The organism is Pseudomonas rhodesiae (assembly GCF_013285305.1).
Classification (GTDB): Bacteria; Pseudomonadota; Gammaproteobacteria; order Pseudomonadales; family Pseudomonadaceae; genus Aquipseudomonas; species Aquipseudomonas rhodesiae.
Genome location: NZ_CP054205.1, coordinates 885784 through 905208 on the forward strand (window position 1 = coordinate 885784; position 19425 = coordinate 905208).

A 19425-nucleotide genomic window follows, 5' to 3' on the forward strand; every position below is an offset into this window, starting at 1 on the left:
AGGGGGCTTGCCCCCGATAGCAGTGGGTCAGTGAAAAATGCTCTGCTTGACACGCCACTATCGGGAGCAAGCCCCCTCCCACATTTTTGATCTTCATGTGCTCCAGATTCTCGGTGATACCGCTTCTCGGCCCAATATGGCCGGGCGCAACAGCCGCCACACATCAATCAACCATCCCCGCGCCAGCAACGCCTCGCTGGCCAGGCAGCGGGCCACCAGCAAGCCGGGCAATTGGGTCAGGTCGCCGCGCACGGCGTGGGGCAGCGCGCGGCAACGTTCCAATAACTCAGGGTCGATATCGCCCGTCACCAGCAACGTGGCGAACACCGGTTGCCCGTCCAGGCCGATGGGCGAATCCAGCAGCCCGTCGCCGCCGACGATGCGTTGGCGTTCATGCCAGAGCGACTGCCCGTCGCGGCGGATATCCAGGTGCGATTGAAAGTGCCCAAGGTCGAAGCGTTCGTCACTGGCCGGTCGGCCCAGCGCAACCACGTCCCAATAGAACAGCCGGGCATCGCCGTGCAGGTCGATGCGCGTGGTGAGTTCGGCTTGGGCCGCACTGAACACGATGGTTTCCTGGGGCAGCCACTCCAGCGTGGCGCCGGCCTCTACCGTCAGCGCCAGTTGTTGAAAAGCCGGGCTGCTGGCGCGGTACCACTTGGCCGCGCCAGGGCTGGTCAGTTGTGCCCAGGCGCCCTCGGCGACGTGGGCGCTGATGTCCAGGCGGTCGCCGCCGGCAATGCCGCCCGGTGGGTGCACTATGATGTGCTGGCACACCTCGGGGCCTTCGGCATACAGATGCTTTTGCACGCGCAGCGGGCCGACGTGGCGGCGCATCACCGGGCGCGTGGTGTCGCCGAAGCGCGCGTAGCCTAGCTCCAGCGCGGCGTGCCAGCTGGGGGTGAACAGGGCAGGGGAAACGGGCAGGTTCATAACGGCGTGCTTTTCATGAGGTCGCAACAGATTAGATGGTTACCAGGCCGCGCACACCTTCGCTTTCCATATTTTCGCCACGGCCTTGCTGGACGATTTCCCCACGTGACATCACCAGGTACTGGTCGGCCAGTTCGGCGGCAAAGTCGTAGAACTGCTCCACCAGCAGGATCGCCATATCGCCCCGGGCCGCGAGTTTTTTGATCACCGCGCCGATCTCCTTGATCACCGACGGCTGGATGCCCTCGGTGGGTTCATCGAGGATCAACAGGCGTGGGCGACTGGCCAGGGCGCGGCCGATTGCCAATTGCTGCTGCTGACCGCCGGACAAGTCACCGCCACGACGATGCTTCATTTGCAGCAACACCGGGAACAGTTCATAGATAAACGCCGGCACTTCCTTGGCCTCGGCGCCGGGGAATCGCGACAGGCCCATCAGCAGGTTTTCTTCCACCGTCAGCCGCCCGAAAATCTCCCGGCCCTGAGGCACGTAGGCGATCCCGGCGTGTACGCGCTGATGGGGCTTGAACCCGGTGATCGGCTTGCCCTCCCAATTCACTGCGCCTTCTTTGGCCGGCAGCAAACCCATCAGGCATTTGAGCAGGGTGGTCTTGCCCACGCCGTTACGGCCGAGCAGGCAGGTCACTTCGCCGATTTTTACGTCGAATGAGAGCCCGCGCAGGATGTGGCTACCGCCGTAGTACTGATGCAGCTTGTCGACTTGCAGCATGTTCAATTCTCCCCAATGATCGTTCCCATGCTCCGCGTGGGAATGATCAACGAACTCCGTTAGTTGGCGTTAAGCGGCAAGCTTCAAGCTTCAAGCTGCAAGTTAGAGCGGACGGATGCCTGCTTTGCTTTAACTTGCCGCTTGAAGCTTTAGGCTCGAAGCTGGCCGATGTATCACCGTCCCAAATACACCTCAATCACCCGCTCATTTTCCTGCACCTGCTCCAGCGATCCTTCGGCCAGCACGCTGCCCTGGTGCAACACCGTCACATGGTCGGCAATCGCGCCGACAAAGCCCATGTCGTGTTCCACCACCATCAGCGAATGCTTGCCCGCCAGGCCCTTGAACAATTCGGCGGTGAATTCGGTTTCGGCGTCGGTCATGCCGGCCACCGGTTCGTCCAGCAACAGCAACTGCGGGTCTTGCATCAACAGCATGCCGATTTCCAGGAATTGCTTTTGGCCGTGGGACAGCAGCCCGGCCGGGCGATGCACCGAAGCGCTGAGGCGGATGGTGTCGAGCACTTCATCGATACGATCCTTTTGTGCGCCGCTCAGGCGCGCACGCAGGCTGGCCCATACCGACTTGTCGGTCTTTTGCGCCAGCTCCAGGTTTTCGAACACGCTGAGAGCTTCGAACACCGTGGGTTTCTGGAACTTGCGACCGATGCCGGCCTGGGCGATCTGCACTTCGCTCAGGCTGGTCAGGTCCAGGGTTTCGCCGAACCAGGCATTGCCGTGGCTGGGGCGGGTCTTGCCGGTAATCACGTCCATCAGCGTGGTTTTGCCCGCGCCGTTGGGGCCGATGATGCAGCGCAGTTCGCCGACGCCGATGTACAGGTTCAAGTCGTTGAGCGCCTTGAAACCATCGAAGCTCACGCTGATATCTTCCAGGGTCAGGATGGTGCCATGGCGGGTGTTCAGGCCCTTGCCGGCCACCTGGCCCAAGCCGATGGCGTCGCGGCCGCTGCCCGCATCGAGAATAGGTTCAAGCATCACATTCCTCATTTCTTCAGCAGCCCGATCACGCCCTTGGGCAGGTACAGGGTGACGATGATGAACAGCGCCCCGAGGAAGAACAGCCAGTATTCCGGGAAGGCCACGGTGAACCAGCTCTTCATGCCGTTGACCACCCCGGCACCCAGCAGCGGACCGATCAGCGTGCCGCGCCCGCCCAGGGCCACCCACACGGCGGCTTCGATAGAGTTGGTCGGCGACATTTCGCTGGGGTTGATGATGCCCACCTGCGGCACATACAGCGCCCCGGCCAGGCCGCACAGCACCGCGCTCAACACCCACACGAACAGCTTGAAGCCGCGTGGGTCGTAGCCGCAGAACATCAGGCGGTTCTCGGCGTCGCGCAGGGCGGTCAGCACCCGGCCGAACTTGCTGCGCGCCAGGCGCCAGCCGATGAACAGACTCGCCACCAGCAACAGCACCGTGGCCAGGAACAACACCGCCCGCGTGCCCGGCTCGGTGATGCCGAAGCCGAGGATGCTGCGAAAGTTGGTGAAGCCGTTGTTGCCGCCAAAGCCGGTCTCGTTGCGAAAGAACAGCAGCATGCCGGCAAAGGTCAGGGCCTGGGTCATGATCGAGAAATACACGCCCTTGATTCGCGAGCGAAAGGCGAAGAACCCGAACACCAGGGCCAGCAACCCCGGCGCCAGCACTACCAGGCACAAGGCCCAGAGAAAGTGATCGGTGCCGGCCCAATACCAGGGTAATTCGGTCCACGATAAAAAGGTCATAAACGCCGGCAGCTCACTACCGGCGGCCTGGCGCATCAGGTACATGCCCATCGCGTAACCGCCCAGGGCAAAGAACAAACCGTGGCCGAGGGACAGCATCCCGGCGTAACCCCACACCAAGTCCAAGGCCAGGGCGACGATGGCATAGCACAGGATTTTGCCCACCAGGGTCAGGGTGTAGGCCGATACGTGCAAGGCGTTGTCCACCGGCAACAGCGACAGCAATGGCAACGCCAGCAGCAGCGCCAGGATCACCGCGCCCACGGCGATGGTCACCTTGGGGCCGGCCTTTTGCGTGGCCGTGAGCATCAATGGCTGGTTCATCAGTCGATCACCCGTCCTTTCAGTGCGAAGAGTCCTTGCGGGCGTTTCTGGATAAACAGAATGATCAGCGCGAGGATCAGGATCTTGCCCAGCACCGCGCCGATCTGCGGCTCCAGAATCTTGTTGGCGATGCCCAGGCCGAAGGCGGCCATGACGCTACCGGCCAGTTGGCCGACGCCGCCGAGTACAACCACCAGGAACGAGTCGATGATGTAGCTCTGGCCCAGGTCCGGGCCGACGTTGCCGATCTGGCTGAGTGCGACACCGCCCAAGCCGGCGATGCCGGAACCCAGGCCGAACGCGAGCATATCCACACGCCCGGTGGGTACACCGCAGCAGGCGGCCATGTTGCGGTTCTGGGTCACGGCACGCACGTTGAGCCCCAGGCGCGTCTTGTTCAACAGCAGCCAGGTCAGCACCACCACGCACAGCGCAAAGGCGATGATCACGATGCGGTTGTACGGCAACACCAGGTTGGGCAGTACTTGAATACCGCCGGACAGCCATGCCGGGTTGGACACTTCGACGTTCTGCGCACCGAACACCAGACGCACCAGTTGGATCAGCATCAGGCTGATGCCCCAGGTGGCCAGCAGGGTTTCCAGCGGTCGACCGTACAGGTGACGAATCACCGTGCGTTCCAGGGCCATGCCGATGGCGGCGGTGACAAAGAAGGCCACCGGCAACGCGATCAAGGGGTAGAACTCGATGGCCGCGGGCACGTAGCGCTGCATCAGCAACTGCACCACATAGGTGGAATAGGCGCCGAGCATCAGCATCTCGCCGTGGGCCATATTGATCACGCCGAGCAGGCCGAAGGTGATCGCCAGGCCGAGGGCGGCCAGCAGCAGGATCGAGCCCAGGGACATACCGCTGAACGCCTGGCCGAGGATTTCACCCAGCATCAGTTTGCGTTTGACTTGGGCCAAGCTGGTTTCGGCGGCGGTATGCACGGCGGCGTCGGTTTCCACGCCCGGCGCCAGCAGCGCTTCCAGGCGCGTGCGCGCCAGCGGGTCGCCGGTGCTGCCTAGCAGGCGCACGGCGGCCAGGCGTATCGCCGGGTCGGCGTCGACCAGTTGCAGGTTGGCCAGGGCCAGGCTGAGGGCGGTGTGTACGTCCTCATTGGTTTCGGCGGCGACCTGCTGGTCGAGGAATTTCAATTGCGCCGGTTGGGCGCTTTTTTGCAGGGTTTGCGCAGCCGCTAGACGCACTTTGGGGTCGGCGGCCAGCAGTTGTTGGCTGGCCTGTACGTTATCGATCAAGCCGCGTAGACGATTGTTCAAACGCACGGTCTTGGTTTCGCCATTGACGGTGAGTTGGCCCTGTTGCAGGGCGTCCACCAGCTCGATGCGCGCAGGGTCGGGGTTGGCGGCCCAGTCCTGCAACAGCTTGGCCTGTTGCGTCGGGTTGGCGGCCAGGAAGTCTTCGGCATCGCCGGCGTGTACCACCAAAGGCAGCAACAGCAAGGCTGTGACGATGAAACGGTGCAGGGCAGTGGGCATACAAAATGTCCTGATCGTGTGGGAGGGGGCTTGCCCCGATGGCGGCGTATCAGTCAGCACATGCAGTGCCTGACACTCAGCTATCGGGGCCCCCCTCCCACAGTTGGCCTGTGGTGGGGCTTAGTTGCTCTTCACCGCATAGTCCGGCTTTTTGTCATTGCCTGGGATGTATGGGCTCCACGGCTGTGCTCGAATCGGCTCCTGGGTCTGCCACACCACCGAGAACTGCCCGTCGGCCTGGATCTCGCCGATCATCACCGGCTTGTGCAGGTGGTGATTGGTCTTGTCCATGGTCAGGGTAAAGCCCGACGGCGCGGCGAAGGTCTGGCCGCCCAGCGCTTCACGCACTTTGTCGACGTCGGTGGACTTGGCTTTCTCCGCCGCCTGCGCCCACATATGGATACCCACGTAGGTGGCTTCCATCGGGTCGTTGGTCACGGCTTTGTCGGCGCCCGGCAGGTTGTGTTTCTTCGCATAGGCTTTCCAGTCGGCGACGAATTTCTGGTTCACCGGGTTCTCCACCGACTGGAAGTAGTTCCAGGCGGCGAGGTTGCCCACCAGCGGCTTGGTGTCGATGCCGCGCAGTTCCTCTTCGCCAACAGAGAACGCCACTACCGGCACTTCGGTCGCTTTGAGGCCCTGGTTGGCCAGCTCTTTGTAGAACGGCACGTTGGAGTCGCCGTTGACGGTGGAGATCACGGCAGTCTTGCCGCCGGCCGAGAACTTCTTGATGTTGGCGACAATGGTCTGGTAATCGGCATGGCCGAACGGGGTGTAGACCTCTTCGATGTCTTTATCCGCTACGCCTTTGGAATGCAGGAACGAGCGCAGGATTTTGTTGGTGGTGCGCGGGTACACGTAGTCGGTGCCGAGCAGGAAGAAACGCTTGGCGCCGCCGCCTTCCTCGCTCATCAGGTATTCAACGGCCGGGATCGCCTGCTGGTTCGGCGCCGCGCCGGTGTAGAACACGTTCGGCGACATCTCTTCGCCTTCGTACTGCACCGGGTAGAACAGCAGGCCGTTGAGTTCTTCGAACACCGGCAATACGGATTTGCGCGACACCGAGGTCCAGCAGCCGAACACCACGGCGACTTTGTCCTGGGTCAGCAACTGCCGACCTTTTTCAGCGAACAGCGGCCAGTTCGACGCCGGGTCAACCACCACAGGCTCCAACATTTTTCCGTTCACACCACCCTTGGCGTTGATCTCGTCGATGGTCATCAACGCCATGTCCTTAAGCGACGTTTCGGAGATAGCCATGGTCCCGGACAGCGAGTGCAGGATGCCGACCTTGATGGTCTCGGCGGCCTGGACGGTCCAAGTCATGCCCATGGCGGCAATGGATGCCGAAAGAGTGAAAGCCTTGATCAAGCTGCGACGCTTCATGGTGCGATCTCCGAGTACCCAAGTGTTGTTGTTGGACAGATACTCCGGTGATTGCAAGGGCTGTGCCTGCTTGCCCTAACGAGTGAATACGGCGCTCACACCGCGCTGGCGGCCAGGCTCTGCACCGAATCGGCGCCTGAACCTGGCCGTGGTGCGGGGCCGGCACTGCACTGGTGCGTTGGCCCCGGCTTGTGTCATGGGCGCGCCGATTGGCCTTGCCCGAACCACCGCGACAGCACCAGGCGATCCAGCACCCACACCGCAATCAACGAGGCGCCCACCAAGGGGAAGATGATCGCCAGCGCCAGCATGATGGCCATCGCGGTTTTCCACTTCGGCAGGTCATGGCGCAATGGCGGCACCCCGAGCCCGCCCTGGGGCCGGCGCTTCCACCAGATCACCACGCCGCTGACCGCGCTGAGCAGGATCATCAGGCAGATCAACAACACGAGCAGTTGGTTGACCCAGCCGAACATCTTGCCTTCGTGCAGCATCACGCCGGTCTCGGTGGCCCGCGCGACCAGGTTGTAGTGCGCCCAGCGCACGTCGGCCAGGACCTTGCCGGTGTATTGATCCACATGCAGGGTCGCGTCGTTGCGCGGGTCGTCGGCGAACACGGCGATGGTGAAAACGCCGTTGGCCGTGGTGGGGAAGGTGATGCTGTAGCCGGGCTCGACTTGGCGCGCGGTGGCCAGGTCGACCACCTGTTGCAGGCGCACGGTCGGCGCAGCCGGGCCCGAATGCATGGCGCCGTGATTCATGTGTTCGGCATGGTCGCCGGACATCGGCATCGGCGTGTTTTCCATGGCCCAGGGCACGGTCTGTTGCGTCGCGGTGTTGAGTGCCCGCGCTTGCTGATCGGACTGCGGCACGTCGTTCCACATCGCTGCGGGGAAGCGGTTCCAGAGCTCGGCGTATTGCTTGCCCCAGAAGCCGGTCCAGGTCATGCCGCTGAGCAGCATCACCAGCAGAAACGCCGCGCCCCAGAAGCCCACCACCGCGTGCAGATCGCGCCAGAACAGCCGCCCGCGACTGCCGAGACGTGGCCACAGCACGCCGGCTGAAGACTTGCCGCGCGGCCACCACAGGTACAGGCCGGACACCACCAGCATCACGCCCCAACCGGCGGCGAGTTCTACCCAGCGATCGCCGGTGGTGCCGATCATCAATTCACCATGCAGCGCGCGGGCGATGGCTTGCAGATTGTATTGGGCGTCCTGCTCGCCGAGCACGGTGCCGCGATAGGGGTCGACAAACACCGTCACTTCGCGGCCATCGTTGTGCATCACAAACTGTGCGCTGCTGGTGGCGGTGGCCGGCGGTAGGTATTTGCTGATCTTGCCCTGGGGAAAGGCCGCCTGGGCCCGTTGCAGTTGCTCGTCGGCGCTCAGCGCGTGTTCGGCGCTTTGCACCGTGAGCAGGTCGCCGTACATCAGCGGATCGAGCTGGGGTTTGAACAGGTAGATGATGCCGGTCAGGGCCAGCAGCACCATAAAGGGGGCGACAAACAGGCCGGCGTAAAAATGCCAGCGCCAGGCCAGGTTGTAGAAGGAAACTTTTTGAGTGCTCATCAGGGGCTCCGCAAGGCTTTGGTTTTTTTGTTTCAGATGTACCGCCATCGGGGGCAAGCCCTCTCCCACATTGGGTGCGCATTTCAAAATGTGGGAGGGGGCTTGCCCTCGATGCTTTTAGAAGCTCATGTCCACCTTGGTCCAGAGCGTGCGCCCCGGCTCCTTGATGGCTTGCGGATCGCTCGCCGGGTAGCCGAACCCGGCGTTGCCGGCCAGGTTCAGATGCTCGGCGTAGGCCTTGCCGAACAGGTTGTCGACGCCGGTGCTGACTTTGAAGTTTTTATTGATGCGATAAGCCCCGTTCAGCGAGAACACGCCAAACCCGCCGCTCTTGTCATAGTCCTTGCCGACCACATTGCCTTTGTTCTGGTCGATGCGGTTTTGCGCCGCGACTACCCGCCACAGGGCTCCGGCGCTCCAGTTGTCCTCGCTGTACGTCAGGCCCAGGCGGGTATCCAGCGGCGGCATTTGCGGCAGGGCCTTGCCGTCGCTGCTGTTCTTGCCCCAGGCGTAGGCCAGGGTCGCATCGGCTTTCCAGTGCGGGGTCAATTTGTAAGCCGCGCCCAGTTCGCCGCCCATGATGCGTGCGTCCACATTGCGTGCCTGGGAGGTGGTGCCCATCATGCCGGGCTTGTAATCGAACAGGATAAAGTCACGCACCTGGCCGACGTAGCCCGATGCCCAGGCTTCCAGCGTGTCGGTTTTGTACTGCGCGCCGACGTCGAGCTGGGTGGTTTTTTCCGGCTTCACACCCTCGAATGCATTCACCGAACCGACCGCGCCGGTGTTGGGCGAAAACAGCTCCCAGTAGTCCGGGAAACGCTGCGAATGGCCGAGCCCGGCGTAGACAGTCGTGGGGCTGTCCGCCAGGTCGTGCTCATAGCGCATAAAGCCCGACGGCAAAGTGTCGGCGCGGGTCTCATCGGCGGTGGGGTTGGCGCGTTTGCTCATGCCCGAGCCGGTGGTCTGGCGAAAGTCCTTGGCCGAGGCGCGGTCCAGGCGCGCGCCGCTGACCAGGCGATCACGGTCGGCGGCATACCAGGTGAGTTCGCCAAACACGCCGTAGTTGTGGAAGTCGGCGTCCTTGTCGCGCGGCAGGTTTTTGTAAGTGTCGATGCCCATACTGCTGCGTTGGCGGTGTTCGTTGGTCTGGGCGTCCAGGCCGCCGATCAACTGCACGTCGGCCCAGCGCCAAGTGGCCTTGATGCGGGCGCCGAGGGTGCGTCGGTCGACGTTGGAGGCCATGGGGCCGGCCATCATCCCGGTGCCCGACGGCGTGCGCAGGCTGTAGTTGTCCATCACATGGTCGGCGTAGTTGTAGTAAACCTGGGCTTCGACCTTATCCAGCACCTCGCCGATATTCGATTTTTCGAAGCGCAGCCCCAGGCTCTCGCGCAGGAACTGCGAGCCGTCCATGCCGCGCCCGGCGTAGCGCGCTTCGCCGTCGCCACGGCCAGCGGTAAGTTCCAGCAAGGTGTCGGCGTCGGGGGTGAAACCCACCGCAACGTCACCGTTCCACTTGTCATAGCGCGAGGCGACCGTGTCGTTATGGCCGTCCTTGTAGTCATCGGCGTGGGCCTGATTGCCGATCACCCGCACATAGCCCAGCGGTCCGCCGGCGGCGGCATCGATGACCTTGTCGAAGCGCCCGTTGGAACCGGCCAGCACACTGGCGTTGAGCCGCGTGCCCAGTTCCCCGAAATGCTCCGGCTCACGGTCGAACAGGATCGTGCCGGCCGAGGCGCCCGGGCCCCAGAGTACGGTTTGCGGGCCTTTGATCACGGTGAGAGTGTCGTAGGTTTCCGGCGAGATGTAGGAGGTGGGCGCATCCATACGACCGGGACAGGCCCCGAGCATCATGCTGCCGTTGGTGAGGATATTCAGGCGCGAACCGAACATGCCGCGCAGCACCGGGTCGCCATTGGTGCCGCCGTTGCGTACCAGGGCGAAGCCGGGGATGGTCTTGAGGTAGTCGCCGCCATCGCTGGCGGGCACCGGTTGACGGGGATCCTTGGGGTTGGTGACCACGGTCAGCGGCGAGCTGGGGGCGATTGCGGTGATCACCGTGGGGCTCAATTCATGTTCGTCGGCGTGGGCCATCGGAACCAACAGTGCGCCGCACAGAACGGCGAACACGGGGGTGCTTCCCAAACGGGAGTCAGCAGAAAACCTGGACATGACAAATTCCATCAATCAATCGTAAACAACACGGCCAGCAGCCTGCGGCTGTCTGTCTAAAGTCGGCCGGGGGTGAAGTAACGGGGTTTAGTGCTTACGTTGCGATGGGCGGCGCACGGCTGCGGGCGCCGGGGAAGATGCTCTGCCGGGCATGGCCCAGGCGCGTGGCGGGGGTGAGGGCGTTGGCCGGCGGTGGGGCGCCGACGGCCACGAAGGACGCGTTGCCGGGCAGGGCCGGGCAACTGAACAGCAGCTCGCAGTAGCCGCATTTGGCCCACAGCGCGTGGTGCTCGCTAGGGGCTTTGGGATGATGGGAGTCGCCGTGGTCAGCGGGCATCTCCATGGGCATTGCCATGGACATACCGGCGTGATGATCCATCGGCATCGCTTGGGAAATCAGCGGACCGATAAAGATCATCAGCATGGCGAACAGGCTGATCCAACTGCCGCGCGTTACACGGGGGCGGGGAGACAACCTGGCGCGAGGGGCGCCCATCGAGCTTCAGCCTATTGCGGGTGCTGGTGCTGGTGCTGGTGCTCGTGACCGGCCATGGGCGGCATTTTCTGCACTGACACTTGCACCTCGACCTTGCCGGCCTTTTCGAAGGTCAGGGTCAGCGGGAACTGTTTGCCATCGGCCAGCAGGCTGCGGTCTTTGAGGCCCAGCAACATCACATGGTAGGCCATGGGCGCGAACGTCAGATCGCCTTTGGCCGGCACGGCCACGTTGGGCACCTCTTGCATTTTCATCAGGGCGCCTTGCATGACGTGCTCGTGCAACTGCGCCTTTTCTGCCACTGGCGTCTCGGCGCTGAGCAGGCGGTCCGGTGTTTCTGCGGTGTTATGCACCACGAAATACGCCGCGACGGTGGGCGCATTGGGTGGCAACTCCTGGGACCAGGGATCGCTGACCAGCAGGTCGCCGGCCTTGTAGTCTTGAGCATTGGCAGCACTGAACACCGGCAGCAGCAACGCAGCCAGAAGCATGGAAGATTTGAGCATGGCAGTTCTCCAGAACGGTTCTAAACGCAGTTCACTTGCGAAAAAGACTAGACCGGTGGAGAGGCGCGGGGGTTGAGGCTCGGCCATTGCTGGCGCGGGGTGGGGGTCTGCAATAACGGCGGCGACAGGCTTTGTAGCGGCTCGAAGCGCGTCACATACAACTGCGGCACATGCCCCGGCAATGCCACCAACGACGGTGAGCCCGAGCAACACCAGCAATGCTGCATGGTGGAATGATCGTCCGGCTGCGGTGCCGGAATCTCCAGTTTGCCCAGTTCGATAGTCTTGAGGCTGGCGCCATTGGATGAACAGAAACTACCCCACAGCAGTTGCTGCACAGGGTCCTTGGATTGCTGCATCGCCCCGGCCAGCGGCATGGCAAACGCGTTGAACAGCACTGCAAAGCAGGCGATCCAGACGATTGCAAAGCGTTGACGGGCCATGGCGGACAATCCGTAGGGTTAAACGATCAGGCCGGTATTTAGCCTGATCGGCGGGGATAAGTAAAAAGCGGCGGTGTGGTTTGGTGTCGCAGTGCTATCAGATCACCGTGGCGTGCAGCTTGAGGCCCAACGCTTTCATGACTTTCATGATAGTCGCGAACTCGGGATTGCCACCGCTGGAGAGGGCTTTATACAGACTTTCTCTGCCGAGGCCCGCGTCGCGGGCTACTTGGGTCATGCCTTGGGCGCGGGCGATGTTATTGAGCGCCGAACGAATCAGCACGCCGTCGCCCGCATCTTCTTCGAAGCATGCTTCAAGATATTCGGCCATATCTTCGGGCGTTCTTAGGTGCTCTGCCACATCGAAGTCAGTGAATTCATTCATGAATTACTCCTTTTTCTCAAAGTCTTCTGCAATTTGTTTAGCACGCTGAATGTCACGTTTCTGCGTTGATTTGTCGCCTCCGATCAACAGCAGATAAACCACCTCGCCTCTGCGAGTGAAATAAACCCTGTAGCCAGGGCCATAGTGGATGCGCATTTCAAAAACGCCATTTCCGAGCGCTTCGCAATCTCCAAAGTTGCCCCATTGCGCGTTATCCAACCTCGCCAGTACGCGTGCTCGCGCGGGTTTACTGCGTAACGAATCAAGCCATTCTTGAAAGTGTTTTGACTTCTTAAATTGAATCATCTTGGATCGTATTCCTTGGGATACAAAGTGGCAAGATGCGACGCGCTGCAAAAGCAGTGCATCCCCCTCCGCGGGCGCTGACGCAAAACCGCGAAACGGGAGGTTAGGGCGGGGGCTTTTGGCTGAGCCAGCCAGCTGGCTCGGAAGTGTCTGTAGGTGGATTCTGCGTTTAAGGCGGGGTAAGGGTGGTATCGGCGTCTGTTTACCGTAGCCGCTGGCATCAGCACCGGAGACCTGTTGGTCAACCTCAGCGAAGCACTCGCCTCGGCCAATGCGCTGAGTAGCGATTGCTCGGCGTTGCGCAGTTGATCAAACTGGCGCAGTGACTGGCGGATCCTGTGCACAGTGGTGTCGGACAGGCGATAGCCACAAGCCACTAACGCCACAACAAACAAGGTGGGAGGGGGCTTGCCCCCGATAGCGTTGTGTCAGTCGCTGATTTGCTGGCTGAACTATCGCCATCGGGGGCAAGCCCCCTCCCACATTAGGTTTGTGGTGCTCCACGAGTGTGTATTGCCTGTAGCAGCGCTGACACGGCTGTGAATTCTCGGTCCACCGCCGCCAACACTGGCCGCTTCAACACCAGCACTGGCACCCCGCGTTCCCGCGCCACTTCCAGCTTCGGCTCGGTGGCGGCACTGCCGCTGTTCTTGCTGATCAGTACATCGATCCCACGCCGTTCAAACAGCGCGCGTTCGTCTTCGAGCAGAAACGGCCCGCGTGCGCCAATCACTTCACAGCGATCATTGCCGGGGTACACATCCAATGCGCGCAGTGTCCAGAATTGCTCGGCGGGGATTTCGTCGAGGTGCTGCAACGGTTCGCGGCCCAAGGTGAAGAGCGGGCGCTTGAAGGGTTTCAGGGCTTCGATCAGCTCGGCCCAGTCACTCACTTCGCGCCAGTCATCATCGGCCTGCGGCTGCCACGCCGGACGGCGCAGGGCCCAGCAAGGGATGCCACTCAACCGCGCAGCCTCGGCGGCGTTACGGCTTATCTGCGCCGCATAGGGATGGGTCGCGTCGAGGATCAGGCTGATCCCTTCATCCCGGACAAACTGCGCCAGGCCCTCAGCGCCGCCATAACCTCCGACACGCACTTGGCAACTGAGATCGGTCGGCACACGCCCCACTCCCGCCAAACTGTAGATGTGCTGCGGGCCCAATGTGTGGGCAATGGCGAGGGCCTCGGTCACACCCCCCAGCAGCAGAATCCTGTTCATAGTGGCTTGATCACTTCGAGCAAAGTGATCGGCAGCGCCTGGCGCCAGGTATCGAAGTCGCCCAACGGCTGGGCCTGGGCTACATGGATGCGCGTCAGTTCGCCGCCGTGCCGGGCGCGCCAGTTCATCAGGGTTATTTCGCTTTGCAGGGTGACCGCGTTGGCGACCAGTCGGCCGCCGGGGCGTAGGTGTTGCCAGCAGGTATCGAGTACGCCGTCGCGGGTGACGCCGCCGCCGATGAAGATCGCGTCCGGGGCTTCAAGGCCTTGCAACGCATCCGGCGCTTTGCCGCGTATCAGCTGCAGGCCAGGTACACCAAGGGCGTCGCGGTTGTGTTCGATCAGGGTTTGGCGGCCTTCATCGGCCTCGATCGCCAGCGCGCGGCAGCTGGGGTGGGCGCGCATCCATTCGATGCCGATGGAGCCGCTGCCCGCGCCCACATCCCACAGCAGTTCGCCGGGCATGGGGGCGAGGCGGGCGAGGGTCATCGCGCGCACGTCGCGCTTGGTCAGTTGGCCGTCGTGCTGGAACGCCGAATCGGGCAACCCCGCCAGGCGCGACAGGCGCGGCGCCGTGGCATCCGCCACACAGTCGATGGCAACCAGGTTCAAATCGGCCACGCATGTGTGTTGCCACGCCTGCGCCAACCCATCGATGCGCTGTTCCTGCGCCCCGCCCAGGTGTTCGAACACGCTCAACCGGCTAGGTCCAAAGCCTGACTCAGCCAATAGCGAGGCGATCAAGGCAGGGCTGCGACCGTCATTGCTCAACACCAACAACCGCACGCCGCTGGCCAGATGCGCGTTAAGCGCCGCCAACGGGCGCGCCACCACGGAGAGCGTCACTACGTCCTGCAACGGCCAGCCCAACCGCGCCGCCGCCAACGACACCGACGACGGCGCCGGCAAGATCAGCAACTCCTGTGCGGCCACTTGCCGCGCCAGGCTGGCCCCTACGCCGTAGAACATCGGGTCGCCGCTGGCCAGCACGCACACAGGCTCACCGCGCCGCGCCAACACCGGCTCCAGGGAAAACGGGCTCGGCCATAATTGCCGCTCGCCCCGAATACACATCGGCAACAGATCCAACTGGCGTTGCCCGCCGATAATCCGTGAGGCGCGCAACAGGGCGTGCCGGGCGTTCCTGCCCAGCCCCTTGAAGCCGTCTTCACCGATGCCTACTACCGTCAGCCAGGGCGACATAGGGATTCCTTGAACGACATCCGACGGGCAGGCTTTTCATGCCGCCGGACAAAGCAGGCATAATACCGCGCCTTTGCCCATGAACCGGTAGCCCCGTGAAGCCAACGCCCGCTGTGAATACCTTGCGCCCCTCGGCTTGTCCGGGGTTGCTGCGTATTGTCCAGGCGCTGGATGGCGGCATCTGCCGGATCAAACTGGCCGGCGGTTCCATCACCGCCGCCCAGGCCCACGCGGTGGCGGACGCCGCCCAAGCCTATGCCGGTGGGGTGATCGAGGCGACCAATCGCGCCAATCTGCAGATTCGCGGCATCGGCGCCGAGCAGGACGCGTTGATTGCCATGCTGCTCGCCGCCGATCTTGGGCCGAATAACCCCGCCGGCGATGACGTGCGCAACCTGATGCTCAGCCCCAGCGCCGGCATTGACCCACAGATGCTGTTCGATACCCGCCCGCTGGCCGAGCAGATCCTCGCCACCTTGCAAAACCATTCGCGGTTTCACCAACTGTCGGCCAAGTTCGCGATCCAGTTGGATGGCGGCGAGGCCCTGGCGATGCTCGACCATCACCATGACCTGTGGCTATCGGCGTTTGTGCGCGATGGCAAGACATTGCTGGCGTTCGGCCTGGCCGGCTGCCCAGGCCAGGATGCCCCCGTGGCGGCGGTGCCGTTGGAGCAGGGCCATACGCTGGTGGTGGCAGTGCTGGAAGCTTTTCTCGACCTGGCGACCCCCGAGCAAACCCGCATGCGCCATCTGGATGTGGATAACCTCATGCGCCGCCTGCGTCTGCCGCTGCTGTCGGTGGAGGGCTTTAAACGCCCGGCCACTGGCGCGTTGCTGCACATCGGAAGTTATCCACAAGAGCAAAAGAATCAGTTCTATGTCACGGCAGGTGCGCCGCTGGGCCGCCTGGACTCGATGATGCTCAAGGGCGCCGCGCAACTGGCCTGCGAGTACGGCGATGGGACGTTGCGCCTGACCCCTTGGCAGGGCGTGTTGCTGCCCAATATCGAGCGTCCGGTCGCGGTGACCCAGCGCTTGGCGCAGTTGGGCTTCCTGTGTGCAATCGACGATCCCCTCGCGCGCCTGATCGCCTGCACCGGTTCCAGCGGCTGCGGCAAAGCCCTGGCCGATACCAAAGCTGACGCTGTGCAACTGGCCGCGCTGCAACCCGGCGTGGAGGTGCACCTGTCCGGCTGCCCGCGCTCCTGCGCTGCGGCGCATACCGCGCCGGTTACCTTGCTGGCGGTAAGCCCCGGTCACTACGACGTCTATTTTCGCGATGCAGCCCAGCCCGGTTTTGGCCGGCTGCAGGCGCGCACCCTTTCTATTGAAGCGACGGGCACCTTGCTGCGTGCCCGCCCACGGAGCAACACCGATGATTGATTACATCCGCGACGGTCAGGAGATCTATCGCAACTCCTTCGCCATTATTCGCGCGGAAGCCAACTTGGCCCGTATCCCGGCTGATTTGGAAAAACTCGCGGTGCGCGTGATTCATGCCTGCGGCATGGTCGAGGCCATCGACGGCTTGCAGTTTTCCGACGGCGCAGGCAAGGCCGGGCGCGATGCACTGGCCGCCGGCGCGCCGATCCTGTGCGACGCGCGCATGGTCTCCGAGGGTGTGACCCGTGCGCGCCTGCCGGCCAACAACCCCGTGATCTGCACCCTGCGCGACGACAGCGTGCCGGAACTGGCGCGGGAGTTGGGCAACACCCGTTCCGCCGCCGCCCTGGAACTGTGGCGCCCACACTTGGAGGGCAGCGTGGTGGTGATCGGCAACGCGCCGACGGCGCTGTTCTATCTGCTGGAGATGCTCGATGCCGGTGCACCGAAACCGGCGTTGATCCTGGGCTTTCCGGTGGGGTTTGTCGGTGCCGCCGAATCCAAGGCGATGCTGGCCGCCGACAGCCGTGGCGTGCCGTTCGTGATCATGCAAGGTCGCCTGGGCGGCAGCGCCATGGCCGCCGCAGCGGTGAATGCGCTCGCCACGGAGGTTGAATAATGTCGGCGCGCGGACGCTTGATCGGCCTGGGCGTGGGCCCCGGCGATCCTGAACTGATCACCGTCAAGGCGCTGCGCCTGCTGCGTGAGTCGCCGGTGGTGGCGTACTTCGTGGCCAAGGGCAAGAAGGGTAACGCCTTCGGCATCATCGAAGACCATCTGGTGCCACAGCAGACCCTGATGCCGCTGGTGTACCCGGTGACCACCGAAGCGCTGCCGGCACCGCTGTCCTACGAGCAGGTGATCAGCGATTTCTACGATACCGCCAGCGTCGATGTGGCCGCGCACCTGGATGCCGGCCGCGACGTGGCGGTGATCTGCGAAGGCGACCCGTTCTTCTACGGCTCCTACATGTACCTTCACGACCGTCTGGCCGAGCGCTACGAAGCGCAGGTCATCCCTGGCGTGTGCTCAATGCTCGGCGGCGCCTCGGTGCTCGGCGCGCCACTGGTGTATCGCAACCAGAGCTTGTCGGTGCTTTCGGGCGTGTTGCCCCATGACGACCTCAAGCGCCGCCTGGCGGACGCTGACGCGGCGGTGATCATGAAGCTGGGGCGCAATTTTCCCAAGGTGCGCCAGGTGCTCGAAGAACTCGGCCTGGCCGAACGCGCGCTGTATGTGGAACGCGCGACCATGGCCAACCAGAAGATCGTGCCGCTGGATCAAGTGGAACCGATGTCGTCGCCATATTTTTCGCTGATCATCGTGCCCGGTGAACGGTGGCAAGGATGATGCGCCCGGCGATTGTCATCCTGGGCCAAGGCAGCTTGGCCACGGCGCGCAAGATCCAGCAGGTTTACCCTGGCGCGCTGATCCACGGCCTGGCGGGGCGTATTGAGGGTGCGGACACCCTCTACAACGAGTTCGGCACCACCCTGCGCCAGCTCTATCAACAGGGCACGCCGTTGATTGCGTTGTGCGCGGCCGGCATCGTGATTCGCACCCTGGCGCCGTTGCTGCTGGAAAAAGGCGAAGAGCCTGCGGTCCTCGCGGTGGCCGAAGACGGCAGCGCTGTGGTGCCGTTGCTGGGTGGGCTGGGTGGGGTCAACGTCATGGCCCGCGAGATCGCGGCTGCGTTGAACGTGGCGGCGGCAATCACCACCAGTGGTGAACTGCGTTTCGGCACTTGCCTGCTCAACCCTCCGAGTGGTTATGAGTTGGCCGATCTGGAGTTGGGCAAGCGTTTCGTCTCCGACCTGCTGGCCGGTGAAAGCGTGCGCATCGAAGGCGCGGCGCCGTGGCTGGAACAGGCCAATCTGCCCCAGGATCAACAGGCGCGCCTGGCGATTCATGTGGGCAGTGCCGAGCGCAAACCTGCGGCCAATGAATTGCTGATCTATCCGAAAACCGTGTGTGTGACCTGTGCTCCGGGCCCGTACTTGGCCGAACGCGTGCGCAGCGCTTTGGGAGAAGCCGGTATTGCCGTGCAATCCCTGGCCTGCCTTCTGGCCAGCCACACGCAGATGGCCGACTCGACGCTGCACGAAGCCGCGCTGGCGCTGGGCGTGCCGCTGCGGTTTGCCGATGTGCAGCCCGGCGCGCAGTTGCTGATCGATGTTGCCGAGCAACCATTGGATGTGTCCAAGCTGGGCCGCGCCCGTGGTCGCCTCGCTGTGATTGGCCTGGGCCCCGGCGCCGCCGAGTTGATGGTGCCGGCGGTGAAAGCCGAACTGGCGCGCTGCACCGATGTACTGGGTTATGAAACCTATGTGCGCATGGCCGGCCCATTCCGTGACGATCAGGTACAGCATTGCACCGACAACCGCGAAGAAATGCAGCGTGCGCGCCATGCTTTCGAACTGGCCGCCCAGGGCCGTTCGGTGGTGGTGGTGTCGTCCGGCGACCCGGGTGTGTTCGCCATGGCTGCGGCGGTAATCGAGGCGTTGCACGAGTCCGACGACCCGGCCTGGCATCAGGTCGACCTGGAAATCCTGCCAGGTGTCTCGGCGTCCCTGGCCACCGCCGCTCAGGCCGGCGCGCCGTTGGGGCATGACTTCTGCGTGATGTCGCTGTCGGACAACCTCAAGCCCTGGTCGATCATCGAAAAACGCCTGGACCTCGCGTCCCAGGCCGACCTGGCCCTGGCGTTCTACAACCCGATTTCGCGTTCGCGCCCGTGGCAACTGGGCCGTGCCCTGGAAATCGTCGCGCTGCATCGCTCGCCGCAAACGCCGGTGGTGCTGGGCCGCGACATTGGCCGCCCCGGCCAGACGCTGCGCGTAACCACCCTGGGTCAACTCACCCCGGACCAGGTGGACATGCGCACCATGGTGCTGATCGGCTCGTCTACCACCTGCACATTCCCGCGGGCCGATGGCGGTACATGGGTCTATACACCGCGTTGGTACGGCGAAAAACCCGGCGCCTGAGGCTGCACGAAAGCTCCGATAAACCCTGGGCGCTCACCGGGTGTTTTCGGAGCTTTTTTCTTTTTTGCACAAGGAAAACCGGAAGGTCCGGCGATGTGCCTCGCAATTGCTGGGCAGCGTTTCGC

19 protein-coding genes and 1 pseudogene are annotated in these 19425 nt (G+C 63.2%); 5 read left to right on the forward strand and 15 right to left on the reverse strand.

What is annotated here, in order from left to right:
- Positions 1 to 93 precede the first annotated feature (93 nt).
- The 13 genes from HRH33_RS03795 to HRH33_RS03855 all read right to left on the reverse strand — a co-directional run bounded on the left by HRH33_RS03795 (position 94) and on the right by HRH33_RS03855 (position 12507).
- On the reverse strand, positions 94 to 933 hold the full coding sequence (locus HRH33_RS03795; RefSeq protein WP_167416814.1) for an urease accessory protein UreD: 840 nt from the start codon (positions 931 to 933) through the stop codon (positions 94 to 96).
- Positions 934 to 964: 31 nt separating this feature from the next.
- Entirely contained in the window at positions 965 to 1663 is a 699-nt protein-coding gene (gene urtE, locus HRH33_RS03800) for an urea ABC transporter ATP-binding subunit UrtE (RefSeq protein WP_040265954.1), read from the reverse strand.
- 173 nt (positions 1664 to 1836) lie between these two features.
- Positions 1837 to 2670: an urea ABC transporter ATP-binding protein UrtD gene (gene urtD, locus HRH33_RS03805; protein ID WP_034095659.1), complete on the reverse strand. Its 834-nt coding sequence runs from the start codon at positions 2668 to 2670 to the stop codon at positions 1837 to 1839.
- Positions 2667 to 3734, reverse strand: a complete 1068-nt coding sequence (gene urtC / locus HRH33_RS03810; protein WP_034095660.1) for an urea ABC transporter permease subunit UrtC — start codon at positions 3732 to 3734, stop codon at positions 2667 to 2669. The genes urtD and urtC overlap by 4 nt, the downstream gene beginning before the upstream one ends.
- Positions 3734 to 5236: an urea ABC transporter permease subunit UrtB gene (gene urtB, locus HRH33_RS03815; protein WP_034111567.1), complete on the reverse strand. Its 1503-nt coding sequence runs from the start codon at positions 5234 to 5236 to the stop codon at positions 3734 to 3736. Before urtB ends, urtC begins: the two co-directional genes overlap by 1 nt.
- A gap of 120 nt (positions 5237 to 5356) precedes the next feature.
- Positions 5357 to 6622, reverse strand: a complete 1266-nt coding sequence (urtA, locus tag HRH33_RS03820; RefSeq protein WP_034136691.1) for an urea ABC transporter substrate-binding protein — start codon at positions 6620 to 6622, stop codon at positions 5357 to 5359.
- A 194-nt stretch (positions 6623 to 6816) separates the two neighbouring features.
- Positions 6817 to 8193, reverse strand: coding sequence for a PepSY-associated TM helix domain-containing protein (locus HRH33_RS03825; RefSeq protein ID WP_167416815.1), 1377 nt, complete (start codon positions 8191 to 8193; stop codon positions 6817 to 6819).
- 117 nt (positions 8194 to 8310) lie between these two features.
- The gene (locus tag HRH33_RS03830) at positions 8311 to 10371 is read right to left on the reverse strand and encodes a TonB-dependent copper receptor (protein ID WP_167416816.1); all 2061 of its coding nucleotides are present in this window, start codon (positions 10369 to 10371) and stop codon (positions 8311 to 8313) included.
- Positions 10372 to 10465: 94 nt separating this feature from the next.
- Entirely contained in the window at positions 10466 to 10867 is a 402-nt protein-coding gene (locus HRH33_RS03835; RefSeq protein ID WP_167416817.1) for a DUF2946 domain-containing protein, read from the reverse strand.
- Between the two features lie 11 nt (positions 10868 to 10878).
- Positions 10879 to 11373, reverse strand: a complete 495-nt coding sequence (locus HRH33_RS03840; protein WP_167416818.1) for a copper chaperone PCu(A)C — start codon at positions 11371 to 11373, stop codon at positions 10879 to 10881.
- Between the two features lie 47 nt (positions 11374 to 11420).
- Positions 11421 to 11816, reverse strand: a complete 396-nt coding sequence (locus tag HRH33_RS03845; protein WP_123479525.1) for a DUF2946 domain-containing protein — start codon at positions 11814 to 11816, stop codon at positions 11421 to 11423.
- Between the two features lie 97 nt (positions 11817 to 11913).
- Positions 11914 to 12201, reverse strand: coding sequence for an addiction module antidote protein (locus tag HRH33_RS03850; protein ID WP_167416819.1), 288 nt, complete (start codon positions 12199 to 12201; stop codon positions 11914 to 11916).
- Between the two features lie 3 nt (positions 12202 to 12204).
- Positions 12205 to 12507, reverse strand: a complete 303-nt coding sequence (locus HRH33_RS03855; RefSeq protein WP_040265967.1) for a type II toxin-antitoxin system RelE/ParE family toxin — start codon at positions 12505 to 12507, stop codon at positions 12205 to 12207.
- A 198-nt stretch (positions 12508 to 12705) separates the two neighbouring features.
- Between HRH33_RS03855 and HRH33_RS26615 the strand changes: the two are divergent.
- Positions 12706 to 12833, forward strand: a pseudogene (locus HRH33_RS26615) (DUF6124 family protein).
- 158 nt (positions 12834 to 12991) lie between these two features.
- Here HRH33_RS26615 and HRH33_RS03860 read toward each other — a convergent pair.
- Together HRH33_RS03860 and cbiE are read right to left on the reverse strand one after the other, a co-directional pair.
- A complete protein-coding gene (locus HRH33_RS03860) occupies positions 12992 to 13726 on the reverse strand; it encodes a cobalt-precorrin-6A reductase (protein ID WP_167416820.1) in 735 nt (244 codons plus the stop codon).
- Positions 13723 to 14928: a precorrin-6y C5,15-methyltransferase (decarboxylating) subunit CbiE gene (gene cbiE, locus HRH33_RS03865; protein ID WP_167416821.1), complete on the reverse strand. Its 1206-nt coding sequence runs from the start codon at positions 14926 to 14928 to the stop codon at positions 13723 to 13725. Before cbiE ends, HRH33_RS03860 begins: the two co-directional genes overlap by 4 nt.
- A 95-nt stretch (positions 14929 to 15023) precedes the next feature.
- Between cbiE and cobG the strand changes: the two genes are divergently transcribed.
- From cobG to cobJ, 4 genes are read left to right on the forward strand one after another with little or no spacing between them, the layout of a single operon-like run.
- Positions 15024 to 16313 carry a precorrin-3B synthase gene (gene cobG / locus HRH33_RS03870; RefSeq protein ID WP_279287784.1) on the forward strand — a complete coding sequence of 430 codons (1290 nt, stop codon included), beginning with the start codon at positions 15024 to 15026 and terminating at the stop codon, positions 16311 to 16313.
- Positions 16306 to 16932: a precorrin-8X methylmutase gene (locus HRH33_RS03875; protein WP_034095672.1), complete on the forward strand. Its 627-nt coding sequence runs from the start codon at positions 16306 to 16308 to the stop codon at positions 16930 to 16932. The genes cobG and HRH33_RS03875 overlap by 8 nt, the downstream gene beginning before the upstream one ends.
- Entirely contained in the window at positions 16929 to 17663 is a 735-nt protein-coding gene (locus HRH33_RS03880) for a precorrin-2 C(20)-methyltransferase (protein WP_169902991.1), read from the forward strand. The genes HRH33_RS03875 and HRH33_RS03880 overlap by 4 nt, the downstream gene beginning before the upstream one ends.
- Positions 17663 to 19300: a precorrin-3B C(17)-methyltransferase gene (cobJ, locus tag HRH33_RS03885; RefSeq protein ID WP_167416822.1), complete on the forward strand. Its 1638-nt coding sequence runs from the start codon at positions 17663 to 17665 to the stop codon at positions 19298 to 19300. Before HRH33_RS03880 ends, cobJ begins: the two co-directional genes overlap by 1 nt.
- Positions 19301 to 19425 lie beyond the last annotated feature (125 nt).